The 17556-nt window shown below is 69.2% G+C and carries 17 protein-coding genes; 7 read left to right on the top strand and 10 right to left on the bottom strand.

Annotated features, from left to right (window positions below; all coding sequences use genetic code 11):
- Positions 1-30: 30 nt before the first annotated feature.
- The 5 genes from BOX17_RS06770 to BOX17_RS06755 form a co-directional block, all read right to left on the bottom strand.
- Positions 31-1017, bottom strand: coding sequence for a metal ABC transporter solute-binding protein, Zn/Mn family (locus tag BOX17_RS06770; protein ID WP_071942960.1), 987 nt, complete (start codon positions 1015-1017; stop codon positions 31-33).
- Between the two features lie 31 nt (positions 1018-1048).
- A complete protein-coding gene (locus BOX17_RS06765) occupies positions 1049-1945 on the bottom strand; it encodes a metal ABC transporter permease (protein ID WP_071942957.1) in 897 nt (298 codons plus the stop codon).
- Complete coding sequence (locus BOX17_RS06760) at positions 1929-2663, bottom strand: metal ABC transporter ATP-binding protein (RefSeq protein ID WP_071942955.1); 735 nt, start codon at positions 2661-2663, stop codon at positions 1929-1931. The genes BOX17_RS06765 and BOX17_RS06760 overlap by 17 nt, the downstream gene beginning before the upstream one ends.
- On the bottom strand, positions 2663-2812 hold the full coding sequence (locus BOX17_RS16955) for a hypothetical protein (protein ID WP_164508629.1): 150 nt from the start codon (positions 2810-2812) through the stop codon (positions 2663-2665). Before BOX17_RS16955 ends, BOX17_RS06760 begins: the two co-directional genes overlap by 1 nt.
- An 85-nt stretch (positions 2813-2897) precedes the next feature.
- Positions 2898-3563 (bottom strand): hypothetical protein, encoded by a 666-nt coding sequence (locus BOX17_RS06755; RefSeq protein ID WP_071942953.1) that lies wholly within the window; start codon positions 3561-3563, stop codon positions 2898-2900.
- A 133-nt stretch (positions 3564-3696) separates the two neighbouring features.
- On the opposite strand from BOX17_RS06755, the gene BOX17_RS06750 reads away from it, so the two are divergent.
- Complete coding sequence (locus tag BOX17_RS06750; RefSeq protein WP_208858099.1) at positions 3697-4167, top strand: TspO/MBR family protein; 471 nt, start codon at positions 3697-3699, stop codon at positions 4165-4167.
- Here BOX17_RS06750 and BOX17_RS06745 read toward each other — a convergent pair.
- Both BOX17_RS06745 and BOX17_RS06740 read right to left on the bottom strand, forming a co-directional pair.
- Positions 4131-6575, bottom strand: a complete 2445-nt coding sequence (locus BOX17_RS06745) for a putative inorganic carbon transporter subunit DabA (protein WP_071942949.1) — start codon at positions 6573-6575, stop codon at positions 4131-4133. The two genes, BOX17_RS06750 and BOX17_RS06745, sit on opposite strands and share 37 nt — an antisense overlap.
- Positions 6572-8170: an NADH-quinone oxidoreductase subunit L gene (locus BOX17_RS06740; protein ID WP_071942947.1), complete on the bottom strand. Its 1599-nt coding sequence runs from the start codon at positions 8168-8170 to the stop codon at positions 6572-6574. The genes BOX17_RS06745 and BOX17_RS06740 overlap by 4 nt, the downstream gene beginning before the upstream one ends.
- A gap of 129 nt (positions 8171-8299) precedes the next feature.
- On the opposite strand from BOX17_RS06740, the gene BOX17_RS06735 reads away from it, so the two are divergent.
- On the top strand, positions 8300-9199 hold the full coding sequence (locus BOX17_RS06735; protein WP_071942945.1) for a LysR family transcriptional regulator: 900 nt from the start codon (positions 8300-8302) through the stop codon (positions 9197-9199).
- Between the two features lie 18 nt (positions 9200-9217).
- Here BOX17_RS06735 and BOX17_RS06730 read toward each other — a convergent pair whose 3' ends face one another.
- Positions 9218-9811 carry an SAM-dependent methyltransferase gene (locus BOX17_RS06730; RefSeq protein ID WP_071942943.1) on the bottom strand — a complete coding sequence of 198 codons (594 nt, stop codon included), beginning with the start codon at positions 9809-9811 and terminating at the stop codon, positions 9218-9220.
- 125 nt (positions 9812-9936) lie between these two features.
- On the opposite strand from BOX17_RS06730, the gene BOX17_RS06725 reads away from it, so the two are divergent.
- From BOX17_RS06725 to BOX17_RS06715, 3 genes are all read left to right on the top strand, one after another.
- Positions 9937-10902 carry a DUF4349 domain-containing protein gene (locus tag BOX17_RS06725; RefSeq protein ID WP_071942941.1) on the top strand — a complete coding sequence of 322 codons (966 nt, stop codon included), beginning with the start codon at positions 9937-9939 and terminating at the stop codon, positions 10900-10902.
- A 138-nt stretch (positions 10903-11040) separates the two neighbouring features.
- Complete coding sequence (locus BOX17_RS06720; RefSeq protein ID WP_071942939.1) at positions 11041-12264, top strand: YbfB/YjiJ family MFS transporter; 1224 nt, start codon at positions 11041-11043, stop codon at positions 12262-12264.
- Between the two features lie 286 nt (positions 12265-12550).
- The gene (locus tag BOX17_RS06715; protein WP_071942937.1) at positions 12551-13858 is read left to right on the top strand and encodes a carboxylate--amine ligase; all 1308 of its coding nucleotides are present in this window, start codon (positions 12551-12553) and stop codon (positions 13856-13858) included.
- Positions 13859-13909: 51 nt separating this feature from the next.
- On the opposite strand, the gene BOX17_RS06710 is transcribed toward BOX17_RS06715, so the two are convergent.
- Positions 13910-15058, bottom strand: coding sequence for a histone deacetylase family protein (locus tag BOX17_RS06710; protein ID WP_083582098.1), 1149 nt, complete (start codon positions 15056-15058; stop codon positions 13910-13912).
- 521 nt (positions 15059-15579) lie between these two features.
- On the opposite strand from BOX17_RS06710, the gene BOX17_RS06705 reads away from it, so the two are divergent.
- Both BOX17_RS06705 and BOX17_RS06700 read left to right on the top strand, forming a co-directional pair.
- Entirely contained in the window at positions 15580-16005 is a 426-nt protein-coding gene (locus tag BOX17_RS06705) for a phasin family protein (RefSeq protein ID WP_071946710.1), read from the top strand.
- A gap of 299 nt (positions 16006-16304) precedes the next feature.
- The gene (locus BOX17_RS06700) at positions 16305-16730 is read left to right on the top strand and encodes a phasin family protein (RefSeq protein ID WP_071946708.1); all 426 of its coding nucleotides are present in this window, start codon (positions 16305-16307) and stop codon (positions 16728-16730) included.
- A gap of 122 nt (positions 16731-16852) precedes the next feature.
- On the opposite strand, the gene BOX17_RS06695 is transcribed toward BOX17_RS06700, so the two are convergent.
- Entirely contained in the window at positions 16853-17491 is a 639-nt protein-coding gene (locus BOX17_RS06695) for a transglycosylase SLT domain-containing protein (RefSeq protein ID WP_071942932.1), read from the bottom strand.
- Positions 17492-17556 lie beyond the last annotated feature (65 nt).

Raw genomic sequence — 17556 nt, 5'->3', positions numbered from 1 at the left:
GACGCGCCGGGATCGTGCGGGCCGGGGGGCTCAGTGCGCGTGGTCGGGGTGCGCCTCGTCCCGGGCGTCATGGCCGTGATCATGCGCCTGATCGCCGTCGCCGCCCTGCCCCGGCTCGGCCAGGGCGTCATGCAGCACCCGGGCGTTGTGGCGCATCATGCCGAGCCAGGTGCTGGCCTCGCCCTCGCTCGCCAGGGCGTCGGCATGCAGGGTGCCGGCCACCGGCAGGTCGGTCTCCTCGGCCAGCTGGTCGATCATGGCGGGGCTCGTCATGTTCTCGTGGAACAGCGCCCGGACGTCCTGCTCGCGGATCACGTCGATCAGCCGCGCCATGTCGGCCGCGCTCGGCTCGGCGGCGGTGGAGAGCCCCTGGGGCGAGAGGAAGCGCAGGCCATAGGCGTGGGCGAGGTGGCCGAAGGAGGCGTGGCCGGTGATCACCGCGGTCTCCTCGGGGATCTCGCCGAGCAGCTCGCGAAGCTCGGCGTCGGTGCGCTCGATGTCCGCCAGGTAGCGTTCGGCGTTGGCCCGGTAGGCGTCGGCATGGGCCGGGTCGGCCGCGATCAGGCCGTCGCGGATGTTGGTCACGTAGACCTCGCCATTGCCCAGGTCCTGCCAGGCGTGGGGATCGAGGGGGCCGTGGTCGTGGCCGTGGTCATGGCCGTCGGCCATCGCCGCCGACCCCTCGATGCCCTCGGTGGCCACCACCAGCGGGCCGTCGAAGTCGCTGGCGTCGATCAGCCGCTCCATCCAGCCCTCGAACTGCAGGCCGTTGAAGACCACCAGGTCCGCCTCGGCCAGGTCCCGGGCATCCGTGGGGCGCGGCGAGTAGACGTGGGCATCGCTGTCCGGCCCGACCAGGGCCGTCACCTCGACCCGCTCGCCGCCGACGTTCTCGATCATGTCGGCGAGGATGCTGAAGCTGGTGACCACCTGGACGCGCTCGGCCGCCATGGCGGCGGGCAGGGCCAGGAGGAGGGCGAGGCCGGCGAGCCGGGCAAGGGTGCGGGAAGGACGCATGGCGGGGTTCTCCAGATGATTCGCGTGGGGGTCAGGCGCCGTCGTGGTCGGCCGCCCCCAGCGGCATGGCATGGCGGCGCAGGCGAGCGGCGAGGCTGTGGTGGCGCCCGAACAGGGCGGAGAGCACGTAGCCGGCACCGGCCAGCAGGATGATCGCCGGGCCCGAGGGCAGGCTGAGGTGATAGGAGATCAGCAGGCCGCCGGTGCTGGACACCAGGGCGATGGCGATGGCGATGGCGATCAGCCCTTCCAGGCGCTGGCTCCAGAAGCGGGCCGTGGTGGCGGGCAGCATCATCAGGCCCACGGCCATCAGGGTGCCCAGGGTCTGGAAGCCGGCGGTGAGGTTGAGCACCACCAGGCCGAGGAAGATGCCGTGGATCAGGCCGCCGCGCACGCCCTGGCCGCGCAGGAAGAGCGGGTCCAGGCACTCCACCACCAGGGCGCGGAAGATCACCGCCAGGATCACCACGATCAGGCTGCTGATGCCGGCGATCAGCACCAGGGCGGTGGAGTCGACGGCCAGGATCGAGCCGAACAGCACATGGGTGAGGTCCACGCTGCTGCCGCCCATCGACACCAGCATCACCCCCGCGGCCAGCGAGATCAGGAAGAAGCTGGCCATGGCCGAGTCCTCCCGGTGGCCGGTCATCTGCGACACGCTGCCGGCGAGCACCGCGATCAGCAGCCCCGAGAGGATGCCGCCGAGGCTCATCATCGGCAGCGAGAAGCCGGCGGCCAGGAAGCCCAGCGCGACCCCGGGCAGGATGGCGTGGGCCATGGCGTCGCCGATCAGGCTCATGCCGCGCAGCATCAGGAAGACCCCCAGCGGCGGGGCGGCCAGCGACAGCGCCAGCCCGGCCACCAGGGCGCGCTGCATGAAGCCGTAGTCGAGGGGGGCGATCAGCCAGGCGTCAAGCAGTGCCAGCATGGGAAGCATCCGGAAAGGTCAGGGGCAGGCGTGGTGCCCGGGGGATCAGGCCGCTGTGGTGCTCGAGCAGGGCATCGGGGCGGACCCAGCGGCCGTGGCCGCCGTCGAGCAGCAGCACGTCGTCGGCCAGGCGGGCGAGCTGCTCCATGTCGTGGAGCACCACGATGATGGTGGCGCCGCGAGCGGCCATGTCGCGCAGCACGTCCATCAGCACGTCCACCGTCTCGATGTCGACGTTGGCGAAGGGCTCGTCGAGCAGCAGCAGCTCGGCCTCCTGCATCAGGGTGCGGCCGAGCAGCGCACGCTGGCGCTGGCCGCCGGAGAGCTCGCCCAGCGGGCGGTGCGCCAGGTGCGAGATGCCCAGGCGCGCCATGATCTCGCGGCCGCGCCGGTAGTGGGGGCCGCAGTAGCCCTTCAGGGCGCCGTGGCTCGGCCAGGTGCCGCTCATGATCAGCTCTTCCACGCTCATCGGGAAGGTGAGGTCCAGCGCCAGCTGCTGGGGCAGCCAGGCCCGGCGCTCGCGGGGCACCCGGCACTCGACCCGGCCGGCGACCGGCGAAAGCATGCCCATGATCGCCGATATCAGGGTGCTCTTGCCGGCGCCGTTGGCCCCGATCAGGGCGGTGATGGCGCCGTCCATGAAGCGCCCGTCCAGGTGCTCGAGGACCGTCTGGCCGCCGCGGGCCAGCTGCAGGTCGTGCAGTTGCAGGCGCGCCATCACTGCCACCATCCCGCGGCCCAGGAGACCGCCAGCCACAGGGCGGCCAGCGGCGCGGCGGCCAGCAGCAGCCGGCGCGCCGCGGAGAGCGACATCAGCGAGAAGTGGCAGGGCCCCTCGGGGCGGTGCCGGTGGGTCGGGTGTGCCATGGGGAACGCCTCCGGGAATGCGGCGAAGGTTATAACATAACAATACGGGCCCGGGCCACCGCAGGCGGCCTGGCCGCAGCAGGGGTCAGTAGCGCAGCACGACGCCCACACGGTCGGGGGCCACCCGCCAGGCATACTCGCCCTCCAGCCGGAGCTCGGCGAGCGACAGCCGTACCGGCTGGAAGCGGTTCACCGCCGCCATGGCCTGACCCGGCTGGGTGCGCAGCTGCAACTCGCTGACCAGCATGCCGGTGGCGAAGTTGATGGCGCCATCCTCGGGGCGGTCGTTGCCCACGCCGATCACCAGCCCCGCCGCGGTGTTCACGGCGAGCGAGCCCAGCCGTGCCTGCCAGCTGCGTCGCTGGCGTTCCTCCTCGGCCACCGACTGCAGCAGCCGTCTGGCATGCGCGATATCGCCGTCCGCGCCCGCCTGGAGCTCCCGGTAGGCGGCGGGATGGGGTTGGCGGTCCAGCAGCATGCCGCCCAGCGCCAGGGCCGACTTCACCACGCCCACCCGAGCATCGAAGCGCGCCTCGTCGTCGCTCCCCTCGCTGGCCTGCCAGGCGCTGAACGCCAGGCTGCCGGCATAGACGGAGGTCCAGCCCGCCTGCCAGAGCTCGGCATGCTCGGCGCCCCGGGCCAGGGCATCCTCGTAGGCGTGGTAGTCCACCGGCTCGGACTGAGCGAATGCGGCGCCGGACAGGCACAGCAGGACGAGGGAGGCGAAGTGCAGGGGGAGGCGAGCAGTCATGGCGGGCTCCGGAAGTGGGGTGGCGAGACCCCCTTACTATAGCCGTCGCCCGGATCCCCGGGACGCGATGCCAGTCGGAGGTCAGGGGAGTGTGCTAGCCTCCCCTGACCTCCGACTGGCAAGGATGTCACGCATGATCCCGCCCCGTTCCCTGATGATCCTGCTGGGCTGGCTGGCGCTGGTCGTGCTGGCCGCCCTGACCGGCATCGCCACCCCGCCCGGCGACTGGTATGCCGGCCTGGCCAAGCCGCCCCTCACGCCGCCCGACCTCGCCTTCCCCATCGCCTGGACGGTGCTCTATGCGCTGATGGCGATGGCCGCCTGGCGCGCCACCCTGGCCGCTCACCCCGCGGCCAGGTGGCACACCCTCTGGCCCTTCGTCGCCCAGCTCAGCGTCAACGCCCTCTGGTCGCCCCTCTTCTTCGGCCTGCACTGGATGGGCCTGGCGCTGCTCGACCTGCTGCTGCTGTGGGGGCTGATCGTGCTCAGCCTGCGCCGCTTCGCCGGCGTCTCGCGCCTGGCCGCCTGGCTGCTGGTGCCCTACCTGGCCTGGGTGAGCTTCGCCGCCTACCTCAACGCCGCCACCTGGTGGCTCAACGGCTGAGGCCGGGCGGCCTCATGCAGGGGCCGCCAGCCTTCCGGCGTATGCAGCTCCAGCCCTGCCTCGGTGTGCCGGCACAGCCAGAGCCAGCGGTGGTGAACCAGCTCGGCCACGACCGGCTGCCGTTCCAGCACCGCCTCGATGCGCTCCCGCGGCGCGTCGATCACCACGCTGAGGCGCAGCGGTTCGTGGCGCCAGGCCGTGCCGTCATGCAGCGACTGCAGCGGCAGGCCGATGCGCAGCTGGGGCGAGTTGCCCTCGATCACCCCGACATGGCCGCCCACCACCGAGTGCAGCAGCTTGTTGCCGGCGCCGTAGAGTGACGGCTCGGCCACCGAGGCGTAGTACTGCAGGTTGATCCAGCTGGCCACCAGCATGGGCGCCGTCATGAGGGCCTCCAGCACGCGGCCGTCGGGGTCCTGTTGCGGGTCGTACTCGTGCAGGAAGACCCGGCCCTCGAGGTCGAGGCCGCGGCTGACCGCGCGCGGGGCCAGCAGCAGGGCGGCGTTGTTGGCCAGCCCCCACTCGGGGCGCGGCTGGGACCAGTCGGCGCCGCGCCGCGTGAGCGCGTCGAGGCGCGCCTCGTCGCCGGTCTCTTCCACGCCCAGCGCCATCGCGCGCTCCTCGCGGGTCGCGCGGCCGGCCTGCTCGAGGGCCTGCTCGAAGCGCGCCAGGACCGGGCCGAGCCGCGCCGGCACTGCGTCGGTCTCCAGCAGCGTGACGCGATCGGTCAGGGTGCAGTGGGTGGCCGCCAGCACGTGGGTGGTGTCGGGCAGGCTGGCGCCGCGGGCCGCGAGGCTCCGCCGCACCTCGGCGTCGTTGAGCAGGCGAGCGGCCAGGCGCGCGTTCACGCCGCCCCCCTGGCCGCCACAGGCGCCGCAGGCGAGCCCGGCATGATGCGGGTTGTTGTCGCTCTGCGAGTCGTGGCCCACCAGCACCAGCAGCGGTGCCGCCTCCTCTCCCAGCGCCAGGCCGTCGAGCAGCCCCCGGGCGAGGGCGACCCGCTCCTCCAGGGTCAGCGGCTCGCCGCCATAGGCGTGGAAGGGTCCCTCCAGCGTCGTCGGCGCGGGCGTCGGGGCAGGCCGGCGGATACTGTCCTTCAGCAGCTTCCAGCCCCAGGCCAGGCCGGTCGTCTCGACCAGCGTGAAGGTCGACAGCGCCTGGTACTTGGCGTGGCGAATGCTCTGGCGACGGGCCTCCTGCCGGAAGCGCCGGCGATGGCGATCGTCCAGCGGCGGCGACTCCTCGGTGCGGTAGCGGGGCGTCAGCAGGCCGGGGACCCGGGCCAGGGGACGTTCCGGTCCCGCGCTGGCGTGGGTGATCGGCATGCCGAAGAAGCCGGCCACGCCGAGGGTGTCGACCTCGGGCGAGGCGGCCTCGAGGTGGCGCCGCAGCCGCTCGGACCGGACATCGATGCAGAAGGCCGCCTGCACCTGTGCCGCCTCCGGCGTCGCCTCGGGGCGGGCGGTGAGGGTCGCCGACAGCTGGCGCTGATAGCCCAGCTCGAAGGCGGTCTGCCAGCACCACAAGGCCTCGCGCTCGACCCGCTGGGGCGCCGGCGACGACGCCCATTGCGCCTGCCACCGGGCGCGCTGGGGCGCCTCCAGCAGGGCGAGTCCCAGCCACTCCCAGGCCAGCAGGACCACCAGGAGCTCGTCGATGCCGGCATGGCGCGCGGCACGGGGAGTGTGCCAGGCCAGCCCCTGGCACCAGGAGGCCCAGCCGTTGACGCGCAGCAGCAGCGCGTGGGCCAGCGGCTCCAGGGCCTCGGGCGACAGTGCCAGGGCCTCGAGCAGGGTCTCCCGGGCGGCCGCCGTGTCGGCGGGCAGCGCCGCGACGTGACGGCGCAGCGCGGCGCTCAGGCGCCGGTCGTGCCGGGTCTGCATCCGCCAGTGGCCATAGAGCGTCTCGCCCGACGCCGTCTCCCAGCGCTGCTGGTGATGGTCGAAATAGTCGGTGCAGCTCTCCGCGACGGCGTCGAAGGCGTCGCCGGCGGCCTGCAGGCCATCCCCGGCCGCCTCGCCGGCCAGCTCCCAGGCGCTCGCGCAGCGCCTCGTCGGCTGGGGAGCATGCTCCAGCCGGGTCGCATGCGTCAGGTAGGCCAGCAGGGCTTGTTCTTCCAGCGCCGTGCCCCGCAGGGCGATGGCGCGGCGCAGGTCCTCGGGCCGGATGCGACCGCTGGCCCAGGCCTCCTCATAGAAGGCGGCCGGCATGGTCAGGCTCACCCCCGCGGCGTCGCGCAGGCGGGCCTCGGCATCCTCGATGGTCATCGCCTTCATGCCCCACCAGGGGTTGACGGCGATCCAGCGGTCGAGCGGCCAGCTGGGGGCGATCTGCTCGCCGGCACGCGACAGGGCGGCCAGCTGTGCCTCGTCGATGCCGGACGAGGCTGCAAGGGCGGACGAGGTCATGACCACTCTCCTTTGACGGTGACGGTGTCGATCCGGGCGGGGGTCGGGCGGCGGTGGCGCGTCAGGCGATCGATGGCGCGCTCCAGCGGCAGGTGGGCATACAGGCCGTTGCGGAAGTGGATCCGCCAGGGCGCGATCGCGGCATGCCGGGGCTCGAGCATGGCCAGCAGGGCCAGGCTTACCAGCGTCAGGAGCACCGCGGCGCCGAGCAGGCCGGAGGCCAGGGTGAGCGGCTCGACCGCCTGCGGCAGGGCCGGTGACACCAGGGCGTGCAGCAGCGCATACAGCGGCACCAGCGACAGCGCCATGGCGGCCAACGCCAGGCGCTGAGGACGGCCCAGCCCGGCGGGCATCCCCAGCAGGGTGCTGCCCACCGCCAGCATCAGCAGGGCGCCGAGGACCGGGTTGTGGCTGACCAGCGCGGGCCACCCCAAGAGGATCGCCCCCGCCACGCCGGCGGTGAGGCCGGCCATCGCCAGGCGCACCGGCAGGGGCGCCAGGGTCAGCCGGGAGGTCCGCGCCGCGCGCACGGTGCGGCCGCTGGCGAGGAAGGAGTGGGCCTTGTAGAGCGAGTGGGCGAGCAGGTGCACCAGGGCCAGGGTGTAGGCCCCCATGCCGATCTCGAACAGCATGAAGCCCATCTGCGCACAGGTGGACCACGCCAGGGCATGCTTGACGGAGGCCTGGGTGAGCATGGCCATCACCGCGACGATGGCGGTGGTGCCGCCGATGGCGATCAGCATCAGGTGTCCCGGGGTGATGCCGTCGAACAGCGGGTAGAGGCGCAGCCAGAGGTAGCCGCCCAGGTTGATCACCCCGGCATGGAGCAGCGCCGAGACCGGGGTGGGGGCCTCCATCACCTTCATCAGCCAACCGTGCAGCGGCAGCTGGGCGCACTTGCACAGCGCGGCCAGGGCCAGGGCCAGCGAGGCGGCCTCGAGGGCCCAGCCCTCGCCCGGGGTGGCCGCGGCCTGGGCCAGCAGCACCGGCAGTTCGAGGTTGCCGTAGTGGTGGTAGATCAGGCCCACCGCGGCCAGCAGGGAGAGGTCGCCCAGGCGGCTGACGGCGAACTTCTGCCAGGCGGCCCGCCGCGCCTCGACGCGATCGGGATAGAGGGTCAGCAGCTGATGCAGCGCCAGGCTGACGCCGAACCAGGCCATCAGCATCACCACCAGGTGATGGGTGAACACCAGCAGCAGAACACTGGCCAGCACCACCAGGCACCAGGGCAGGAAGCGGGCGCGTCCACGGTCCCCCTGCAGGTAGCCGTCGGCGAAGCGCAGCAGCACGGCACCGAGGAAACTGATCAGCAGCGCCATCCACACCGCCAGCCCATCCGGATAGAGGCCCAGGGGAGCCGCGACTTCCGGCAACCCGGTGGCCACGCCGGCGGCATCGGCCACCAGCAGGCCGCCGATCAGGGCGCTGGCGGCGAAGCTGGCGATCATCAGCCCCTGGCCGATCCGCCAGCAGCGCTGCTGGCGCTCCGGGGTGGCCAGGCGGACGGACACGCCGGCTAGGATCAGCAGGGCCACCGGCAGGGCCAGCCAGGCCGCCAGCGACGCATGGACCGCGGCGTCGAGCAGGTTCGTCATGGTACGGCTCCTTACACGAAAGATTTGCCGTATCATGCCGCCGCCGCATCGTTGCGAAAAATAGTTAATATAGAAGCTATAGTTCGTTTAAAGAGAACGATGCGGCCGTCCAGCCGCCGAGGGGCGGGCATGAAGCTCAACTATCACCATCTCTACCACTTCTGGCAGGTCGCCCGGTCGGGCCACCTGACGCGCACCGCCGAGTCACTGCACGTCTCGCAGTCGGCGCTCTCCCACCAGATCCGGCAGCTGGAGGAGCGCCTGGGCCAGAAGCTGTTCCTCCGCCAGGGGCGCCAGCTGCGCCTGTCCGAGGCGGGGCGGCTGGCCTTCGACTACGCCGACGCCATCTTCCGCCAGGGGGAGGAGCTGACCGCGCTGTTCACCGAGGGCGGCCATGCGCATCGCGAGGTCATCCGGGTGGGGGCGGTGGCGACGCTGTCCCGTAACTTCCAGGAGGAGTTCCTTCGGCCGCTGCTCGACCGCGAGGACATGGAGCTGAGCCTGCAAAGCGGCGGCCTGGACGACCTGCTGCGCCGCCTCTCCGCCCACCGGCTCGACGTGGTGCTCGCCAACCAGTCGGTGCGCGGCGACGACCAGCACCCGTGGCGCTCCCAGCGGCTGACGCGCCAGCCGGTCGGCCTGATCGGCGCCTCCAGCCTCGCCCCGCTGCCGGCGTTCCCCGAGGGGCTGCGCGGCCGCGGCCTGATCGTGCCCGGCCCCGACAGCAGCGTGCGCCAGGCCTTCGACCAGCTGTGCGACTACCACCGGCTGTCGCCCACGATCATCGCCGAGGTGGATGACATGGCCATGATGCGCCTGCTGGCGCGCGACACCCACCACCTGGCGGTGATGCCGCCGGTGGTGGTCCGCGACGAGCTGCGCGCCGGCACGCTGACCGACTTCGGCGCCCTGCCCGGTGTCTTCGAGGAGTTCTACGCCATCACCATCCGCCGGCGCTTCGAGTCGCCCCTGGTCAAGCGCCTGCTGGGCCAGTCGAGCGAGGCGCTGCTGCCGACGGCACAGGAGTGACGGGCCGGGCGCCGGGGCTCAGCGCTTGCGGGCGACGAACTGCACCACGGCCCCCAGGCCGGTATGGCCGCGGCCCTCGATCACCGGGCGGTCGAACTCGCGGCTCCAGAGGATCTCGAGGTCGGCGTAGGCCGCCTCCAGCTCCGTCGCGGTGGGGGTGCGATCCGGGGTGTCGGGCCCGCCGGTGTCGCGCGGCACCTGGGCCGGCGTGTAGGCCTCCAGGATCAGGATGCCGCCGGGCTCCAGGGTGCGGATCACCTGGCGATGGAGGTGCGGCCGCCCGGCCGAGGGCACATGGCAGAAGATCGACACCACCGCATCGAAGGCCTCCGCCGGAAAGACATGCTCGGTGAGGTCGGCGAGCAGGGTCTCGAGAGGCACGCCCTCCCGCTCGGCCAGCCGGGCCGCCTTGCGCTGGCCGACCGGCGAGGCATCCACCGAGAGGACCTGGTGGCCCAGCCGGGCCAGGTAGACGCCGTTGCGCCCTTCGCCGTCGGCCAGGCAGAGCACCCGCTTCGGCGGCTCGCCGATCAGGTCCACCCGCTCGCGCAGGAAGTCGTTGGGCTCGGTGCCGTAGAGGTAGTCGTCGGTGTCGTAGCGTTCATCCCACATGGCGGTCCCTCGTCAATCGCTATGGATATACCCATCGAGAATACCAAGGGGCAGGGCGCGGCGTCTGCGGGGTGGGCGGGGTGCTACGATAGAGGTTCCTGACCCGTCATGGATGACCGCCCGCCATGCCTGCCCAGCTTCGATCCCCTCGTCGTCTCCTGCCGCTCCTCCTGCTGGCCGCCGTCCTGGGCCTGGCGGGCTGCGACGGCGGCGCGCCCCCCCTCGACGGCCCCCCGCGACCGAACGTGGCCCCGGAGGCGGCACGCGTCTCCGGCGAGGCGATGTTGCGCCAGGCGGATGTCGCCGGTGCCGCCCTCCCGGGCGACGGCGAGGCGCCCGATGCCCGCATCGAGGAGCGCCGCGGCTACAACCTGCAGTTCGAGGCGGCCGATGCCCTGCTGGCCGCCTATCGCGAGACCCACGAGGCCTGCCTGGTCAGCCTTGACTGCCAGGTGCAGCAGGGGCGCCTGCAGACGCCACGGCACGGCCTGGCCAGCGGTTATCTCGCCATGCGCGTGGCGCGCGACCGGGTGGATGAGGCCGAGCCGGTGCGACTGGTGGCCGAATCGCCGGCGCTGAGCGGCGTGGAGATCACCCGCAACGACCGTACCCAGCAGATGATCGACACCGAGGCCCGGCTCGCCCAGCAGATCGTGCTGCGCGAGCGGCTCCAGGAACTGGCCCGGGAGGGGCGCGGCTTCAGCGAGCGGCGCATCCAGGACCTGCTGCAGGTGGAGCGGGAGCTCGCCCGGGTGCAGGGCGAGATCGAGTCGATGCAGGGCCAGCAGCGCCACCTCGCCCGCGTCACCGACACCGTGGCGATCACCGCCAGCTTCCAGGAGCAGCGCTGGGTGGAGCCCCGCCAGCACGGCGTGCTCGCCCCCCTGTGGCGGGCGCTGGATCGTAGCGTGGCGCTGTTCTTCGAGTCGGTGGGTCAGGTCATCCTGGTGGTGGTGTTCCTCACCCCCTGGCTGGTGCTCGGCCTGCCCGTGCTGTGGCTGCTCAGCCGGCTGTGGCGGCCGGTGCGCCGGGCGTTCTCCCGGCTGGGCGAGCGGCGACGCCGGCGCGCGCCCCGTGATCCCGAGGCCTGAGCCCCGGCGCGCCTAAGGTCGCATCCGCGCGGCGCCCGTTTCCCCTTACCCTGAGACCCCGCCGGCGCCGCGCCGGCGGGGTCTTTCGTTTCGGTGGGGCCAGGACGCGGCCTCACCCGTCCCCCAGGAGAGCCAGGCATGGCGAGACCTTTCCCTCTTTCCCCTCGCTTCAGGGTGCTGCTGGCCGGGGTGTTCAGCCAGATCCTGTGCATCGGCGTGGCGCGCTTCGCCTACACGCCGCTGCTGCCGGTGATGCAACAGCAGACCTGGATGAGCGAGGCCGACGGCGGCTGGCTGGCCGCCCTCAACTATGCCGGCTACATGCTCGGGGCCCTGATGGCGGCCTCGATCCACCGCATCCGGCTCAAGGACACCCTCTACCGCCTGGGGCTCGTGCTGGCGGTGCTCTCCACGGCGGGCATGGCGCTGACCGACAGCTTCTGGGCCTGGGCCGCGCTGCGCTTCGTGGCCGGGCTCTCCAGCAGCGCCTCGATGCTGCTCGCCTCGGGGCTGATCCTGCACTGGCTGATCGCCCACCGGCAGCGCGGCGAGCTGGGCATCCACTTCGCCGGGGTGGGGCTCGGCATGCTGGTGGCGGCCCTGGCGGTGGAGCTGATGCTGCAGCTGTCGTTCGACTGGCGGGCGCAGTGGTGGGGGTTCGGCGCCCTGGCGCTGGCGCTGCTGGTGCCCGCCTGGCGCTGGCTGCCGCGCCCCGCCAGGCCCCTTCCGGGCGCCGGCGGTGGCCATGCGCACGCCGCTTCGCCGCCCACGCGCACCTTCATGCGGCTGATGCTGGCCGCCTACTTCTGCGCCGGCTACGGCTACGTGATCAGCGCGACCTTCATCGTCGCCATCGTGGAGCGCGAGCCGCTGCTGGCCGGCGCGGGCAACTGGACCTTCGCCCTGGTGGGCCTGGCTGCCGCCCCGGCCGTGATGCTGTGGGACCTGGTCGCCCGGCGCATCGGCTACCTGGGGGCGCTGGTGGCCGCCATGGTGCTGCAGGTGGTGGGCATCGTGCTGCCCGCGCTGACCACGCACCTCGGCATGGTGCTGCTCAGCGCCGTGCTCTACGGCGGCACCTTCCTGGGCTGCGTGAGCCTGGTGCTGACCATGGCGGGACGGCTCTATCCCCAGAGCCCGGCGCGGCTGATGGGGCGCATGACCCTGGCCTATGGGGCGGCACAGATCATCGCCCCGGCGCTCACCGGCATGCTCGCCGAGGCCACCGGCCACTATGGCATCGGCCTGTGGCTGGCCGGCGGCTTCGTGGCGCTGGGCGCGCTGCTGCTGGTGTGGCTGCGTCGGGTGGACCAGACAGCCCAGCGGCTGGATGCCGAGGGGAAGGTGACAGCGGCGGAGTGAATGAAGGGGAGGTCGGGTCACCGGGGGCAGGCCTAATGTCATTAGACTGCTGTCGACCCTCTCATGGGGCAGTGTGGTGGCGGTCGGCCGCCTCATGGAAGAACTGCCGTGTGGCGGTGCCGCCGCGTCAGTTTGTCCCTGGGCAGGTTTGTATTTTACGTTGATGCTTGGAATGCACTGAAACGCTGAATCTGCCCGATGAGAACTGCCTTGACTACCGGGTCCGCTCAGTTGGTGCGTTACATTGTGGGTGTCGTGCTGAGTTAATCAGCAAGGGGAGGCTCGAATGTCGGTAACGTCAGAAACTCCATTATCCAGAGATGTATCAGCCTGGCGCGATCCCACCATGGACTCGGTTCGTGGGACGGAAACGCCAAAGGATCCCGACAAGGGCTACATCGCCCTGCTTGGCTGGAGCGTCAATGCGATCAAGGCTGCGCAGAAGTTCGACCGCCGCTATATCGTGGTGGCTCCTGACTGGGCGGAAGATTTCTGTACGGCCAACAAGATCCCTTTCATCCCATGGGATTTTACCCGTCTGAACGATCGGTCCATGGAGATTGCGGAAAGGCTGAAGGCGGAGGGCGTCGATGTCGCCATACCGCTGTTCGAGGAAACCGTCGAGTGGTCAGGGGCAATCAACTCGGTCCTCTTCAATGAGCCTCATATGTACGGCCAGTCTATTCTGTTTCGTGACAAGGCGCTGATGAAGCGCCGTGCACAGCTTGGCGGCATTCGTGTCGGGATTTTCGAGGAGGCGTACGAGAAGGAGGACATCGTCCGCTTCATGAGACGCGTCAACCAGACACTGCTCCACCTTGAGGGTGACCCTGACGACCCGATTCACGTCAAGGCATTCGACAAGGCCGGCTGCCTCGGCCACCGAATGATTCGCAAGATAGAAGATATTGACGCCATTCCGGCGGAAGAATATCCCCTGCTGATGGAAAGTCACCTGAGTGGCTGGGAGTTTGCCGTCGAGGCCTGGATCCATGACGGGAAGATCAAGTTCCTGAACATTTCCGAATACGTGACGCTGGGCTACTCGGTGTTCGTCCCCGCTACCAGAGAGCTCGAGAGCTGGCGCAACGCGATCACCAGGCAGATCGAGCTGCTGATCAAGACCTTCGACATCAAGTTCGGGTTTATTCATCCCGAGTACTTCGTCACTGCTGACGGCGAAATGTACTTTGGCGAAGTCGCGTATCGCCCGCCCGGGTTCAAGGTTTTCGAGCTGATCGAACGAGTCTACGGATTCAATGCGTATCAAGCATCGATGTTGGTGTTCGACCCGAAAAGCACCAAGGAAGAGGTGGACAGCTTCTTCCCCCGCGAAGTGGTCGACGCGAAGGGCTACGCCGGTTGCTTCGGTGTGTATCCAAGGCGTCGGGTGATCAGCAGGCTGGAAATGCCCAAGGAAACGATCGAGCACCCCTACTTCGAATCGCACGAATTGGTCCCGCCGACAGAAGAGACGGTGCCTGACCGGTTGGCCTACGGAACTCACTGGGGCCTGGTCTTCTTCTTTGGTGACGACCCCATCAAGATGCGGGACCTCCTGAAAGCCCAGGAAGAGCTGGACTTCTATGTTTAGCGGTCAGGCTCAGGGCGCCTGGTGTCCCAACCCGAGACCCGGCTAGCGGTGTCACCGGGACAGACGGCGTGCAGTGCCGCCGGGCGCCAGTGTGGCGATGGACGTCGCGTGGAAGGCCGCTGCGTCGGCCACGGCAGCAGAACCTGGGTCGTCCGGCAGGACGTTGAGGGCACTCACCGGATTCCCTGCCAACGCGTCAATGACCGCATAGGTGCTGTCGGCCAATGCCTTCGCGTTGTAGCCGCCTTCCAGCATCATCACCAGTCGGCCGTCACAGAGCTCATCGGCCAGGGCGCACAGGCGCTGGGTGACGGCGGCATAGCCGGTCTCGTCCATGGTGCAGACCATGTCGAGGTAATGACAGTCGACGCCAGCGGAGATCAGCAGGAGTTCGGGCTGGAATGCGTGCGCTGCTGGTCGTACCACCTGCTCGAACACCTCCAATAGCGCGGCGTTGCCAAACCCCATGGGCAGCGGCACGTTGAGGTGGTAGCCAACGCCCGCTCCGGCGCCGGTTTCGGCCAACAGGCCGCTGCCCGGGTAGAACGGTGCCGCGCAGTGGCTATCGACCACCAGCACGCTGGGATCGTCATAGAAAATGTCCTGGGTACCGTTGCCGTGGTGCATGTCCAGGTCCCAGATCATGACTCGGTCATAGCCGAGCGCCTTGCGTGCATGCGCCGCGGCGACCGCCAGGTTGTTATACAGGCAAAAGCCCCTGGCACGGTCGGCCGGAGCATGGTGGCCCGGCGGACGCACGATACAGAACGCCCGCTGGGCTTCACCGGCGGTGATAGCTTCGATCGCGCTGATTCCGGAGCCGGCCGCCAGGCGGGCCGCTGTCACGCTGCCCGGCGATACGGCGGTCGTGTCCTTGGCCAGCCAGCCGGATTGACCGTCCAGCGACTCGACATGGGCCACATAGGCCGCATCATGTGCCCTCTCTAGCTGGGTGGCGCTGGCCGTGGCCGGCAGCATCCAGCGCACACCGGCGATAGGCCCGTTAAGCAGCCGATCGACGATCGCCGTCAGCCGACCCGGACGTTCCGGATGGCTATAGGTGTCCAGGTTGGCATTGGGGTACTGAAGCTCAATCATCGCCTTGACGGCGTCAGTCCACTCGGGACGGTCAGGGTCCCAGCCGTGTGGATTGTGACCGAGCATGCGGAAGTCGTAATAGATCAATACCGTTGTCGCCATAGCAGTCATTCCCCCGGCTGTACCCCGGGCACATACCATTTGGTATAGCCTGGGTTCATGGGTGCCTACCGAACGGCGAATCGAGCAGCCGGGTCAGGCCGCCCCCGTATTCTGCGACCCGCCCGGTGCCTTCGGAGGCCACCAGCACGTTGCCGCGCCGCCTATGTGCGCCTTCAGCGGATGCTGCTGGCCGCCTACTTCTTCTGCGCTGGCTACGGCTACGTTCAGTGCCACCTTACATCGTCGCTATCGTGGAGCGCGAGCCGTTGCTGGCCGGCGCAGGCAACTGGATCTTCACCCTGGTGGGGTTGGCTGATCGGAGACGGAGCCTGGCCCCATCTCCTATGCTCCTCCCATCGCCGAACAGGGCGTCAGATGCTGGGGATACGCCTCGTTGCAACACCGCGGGGCGTCGATGTGGAAAGATTATGTTGCACTGCACAAAAGTGCCTGCTAGGATGCACAGCATCAGGACGGGGATCGCCCGTTCCATGGCAACAGAACCCTTGGAGGTTCCCATCATGACTAACGTATTCAACTTCGACACCAAGCAGTTTGATACCGCTCAGGTCGAGTCCATGTTCATCGCTCCGGCGCGTGCCTTCGCTGCCCTGTCCGTCGACTTCACCGAGAAGATGGTCAATGCCCAGCTCGAGGCCACCAAGGCCTATACCGACACCAACCTGGCGCAGCTGCGCAAGCTGGTAGAGGTCAAGGACGCCGAAGGCTTCAAGAGCTACCTGGAAGGCCAGCAGGAAGTCACCAAGGAGCTGACCGAGCGCCTGAAGGACGATACCGAGAAGGCAGTGGCTCTCCAGCAGGAGTTCGCCCAGGAAAGCCAGAAGCTGACCGAGGCCAGCGTCAAGCAAGCCCAGGAAAGCGCCAAGAAGGCCACCGAGACCGCCACCAAGGCCGTCAAGGAAGCCGCTCCCAAGGCCGCCAAGTAAGCCTTGCTCCCGGCCTGCGGGCCGGGATGACGAAAGTATCCAGGAGGCCGCCGATCAATGATCGGCGGCCTTTTTCGTGTGCCTGAGCGTGACTGAGTGTGGCTGATCGGGGACGGAGCCCGGCCCTCTCCTCAATCGGCGAACAGGGCGTCAGATGCTGGGGATATGCATCGCTGCAACACCCGGGGTGTCGACGTAAAATGATTATGTTGCACTGCACAAAAGTGCCTGCTAGGATGCACAGCATCAGGACGGGGATCGCCCGTTCCATGGCAGCAAAACCCTTGGAGGTTCCCATCATGACCAACGTTTTCAACTTCGACACCAAGCAATTTGACACCGCTCAGGTTGATTCCATGTTCTTCGCCCCGGCGCGTGCCTTCGCTGCCCTGTCCGTCGACTTCACCGAGAAGATGGTCAATGCCCAGCTCGACGCCACCAAGGCCTATGCCGACACCAACCTGGCGCAGCTGCGCAAGCTGGTCGAGGTCAAGGACGCCGAAGGCCTCAAGAGCTACCTGGAAGGCCAGCAGGAAGTCGCCAAGGAGCTGACCGAGCGCCTGAAGGGCGATGCCGAGAAGGTGACTGCCCTCCAGCAGGAGTTCGCTCAGGAAAGCCAGAAGCTGACCGAGAGCAGCGTCAAGCAGGCCCAGGAAAGCGCCGAGCAGGCCACCGAGACCGCCACCAAGGCCGTCAAGGAAGCCGCGCCCAAGGCCGCCAAGTAAGCCTTGCACCCGGCCTTCGGGCCGGGATGACGCAAGCATCGAGAAGACCGCCGATCCATGATCGGCGGTCTTCTCGTGTGTGGCCGATGCCGGCCGATCGGTTGAGAGCCCTGTCCGTCGGCTTACCGGCAGAACGGCCAGACCTGATAGAAGCGATCGCAGCGGAACTCGGCTTCACAGGCCGCGAGCTGGGACTGATAGCGAGAGGCCGTGCGGGCCACCTCCCGGGCGGCACGCCTCACGGCCGGCTTGCCGCGATAGGAGCCTCGGCGATAGCCGCCCTGCCCTTCGTGATAGGCCAGGTAGAGGTGTTCGGGGTTGTGGAGCGACACCCCGGTCATGCGATGGGTGCGCGCGTTGTACCAGCCGATGAAATCGGTGGCGTGCTTGATATGCGTGCGCCGGGCGAAGAGGCTGCCCGCCTCATCCTCGTATTCGCCCCACACCGGGTCCTGGGCCTGGGCATACCCATAGGCCGATGAAGGGCGTCTCCAGGGGATGAACCCCAGCAGATGCTGGCGGGGTGGCTTCACATGGCTGCGGAAGGAGGACTCGCGCTTGATGAAGGCCATCTGGGTCGCGATGGGCGTACCCCACTTCTCCTGGGAGCTGCGTGCATGGTCATACCAGCTCGGCTGCTCGCGAAAGATCTCGCAGACATTGCGTTGATCGCTCGGCGGTGCCGGCGCCAGCATCGCGCAGCCGGCCAGCCAGAGCAGCGCGGTCATGGCCAGCAGGGGCCTGAGCCATTTCATGATCATCAACTATCTCCTCCGACCCGGCTCGATCACTCGCTTCAAGGCGCTTCAAGGCGCTTCACCATCAC

It is taken from the genome of Halomonas aestuarii, assembly GCF_001886615.1.
GTDB lineage: Bacteria > Pseudomonadota > Gammaproteobacteria > Pseudomonadales > Halomonadaceae > Halomonas > Halomonas aestuarii.
This window is presented reverse-complemented; position numbering and strand designations above follow the sequence as displayed.

Excerpts from the sequence above, each read along its gene's own strand:
- BOX17_RS06710 (WP_083582098.1), bottom strand. The coding sequence starts at position 15,058 with ATGGCGACAACGGTATTGATCTATTACGACTTCCGCATGCTCGGTCAC.
- BOX17_RS06715 (WP_071942937.1), top strand. The coding sequence starts at position 12,551 with ATGTCGGTAACGTCAGAAACTCCATTATCCAGAGATGTATCAGCCTGG.
- BOX17_RS06755 (WP_071942953.1), bottom strand. The coding sequence starts at position 3,563 with ATGACTGCTCGCCTCCCCCTGCACTTCGCCTCCCTCGTCCTGCTGTGC.
- BOX17_RS06750 (WP_208858099.1), top strand. The coding sequence starts at position 3,697 with ATGATCCCGCCCCGTTCCCTGATGATCCTGCTGGGCTGGCTGGCGCTG.
- BOX17_RS06705 (WP_071946710.1), top strand. The coding sequence starts at position 15,580 with ATGACTAACGTATTCAACTTCGACACCAAGCAGTTTGATACCGCTCAG.
- BOX17_RS06745 (WP_071942949.1), bottom strand. The coding sequence starts at position 6,575 with ATGACCTCGTCCGCCCTTGCAGCCTCGTCCGGCATCGACGAGGCACAG.
- BOX17_RS06765 (WP_071942957.1), bottom strand. The coding sequence starts at position 1,945 with ATGCTGGCACTGCTTGACGCCTGGCTGATCGCCCCCCTCGACTACGGC.
- BOX17_RS06725 (WP_071942941.1), top strand. The coding sequence starts at position 9,937 with ATGCCTGCCCAGCTTCGATCCCCTCGTCGTCTCCTGCCGCTCCTCCTG.
- BOX17_RS06695 (WP_071942932.1), bottom strand. The coding sequence starts at position 17,491 with ATGATCATGAAATGGCTCAGGCCCCTGCTGGCCATGACCGCGCTGCTC.
- BOX17_RS06730 (WP_071942943.1), bottom strand. The coding sequence starts at position 9,811 with ATGTGGGATGAACGCTACGACACCGACGACTACCTCTACGGCACCGAG.
- BOX17_RS06770 (WP_071942960.1), bottom strand. The coding sequence starts at position 1,017 with ATGCGTCCTTCCCGCACCCTTGCCCGGCTCGCCGGCCTCGCCCTCCTC.
- BOX17_RS06740 (WP_071942947.1), bottom strand. The coding sequence starts at position 8,170 with ATGACGAACCTGCTCGACGCCGCGGTCCATGCGTCGCTGGCGGCCTGG.
- BOX17_RS06735 (WP_071942945.1), top strand. The coding sequence starts at position 8,300 with ATGAAGCTCAACTATCACCATCTCTACCACTTCTGGCAGGTCGCCCGG.
- BOX17_RS06700 (WP_071946708.1), top strand. The coding sequence starts at position 16,305 with ATGACCAACGTTTTCAACTTCGACACCAAGCAATTTGACACCGCTCAG.
- BOX17_RS06760 (WP_071942955.1), bottom strand. The coding sequence starts at position 2,663 with ATGGCGCGCCTGCAACTGCACGACCTGCAGCTGGCCCGCGGCGGCCAG.
- BOX17_RS06720 (WP_071942939.1), top strand. The coding sequence starts at position 11,041 with ATGGCGAGACCTTTCCCTCTTTCCCCTCGCTTCAGGGTGCTGCTGGCC.
- BOX17_RS16955 (WP_164508629.1), bottom strand. The coding sequence starts at position 2,812 with ATGGCACACCCGACCCACCGGCACCGCCCCGAGGGGCCCTGCCACTTC.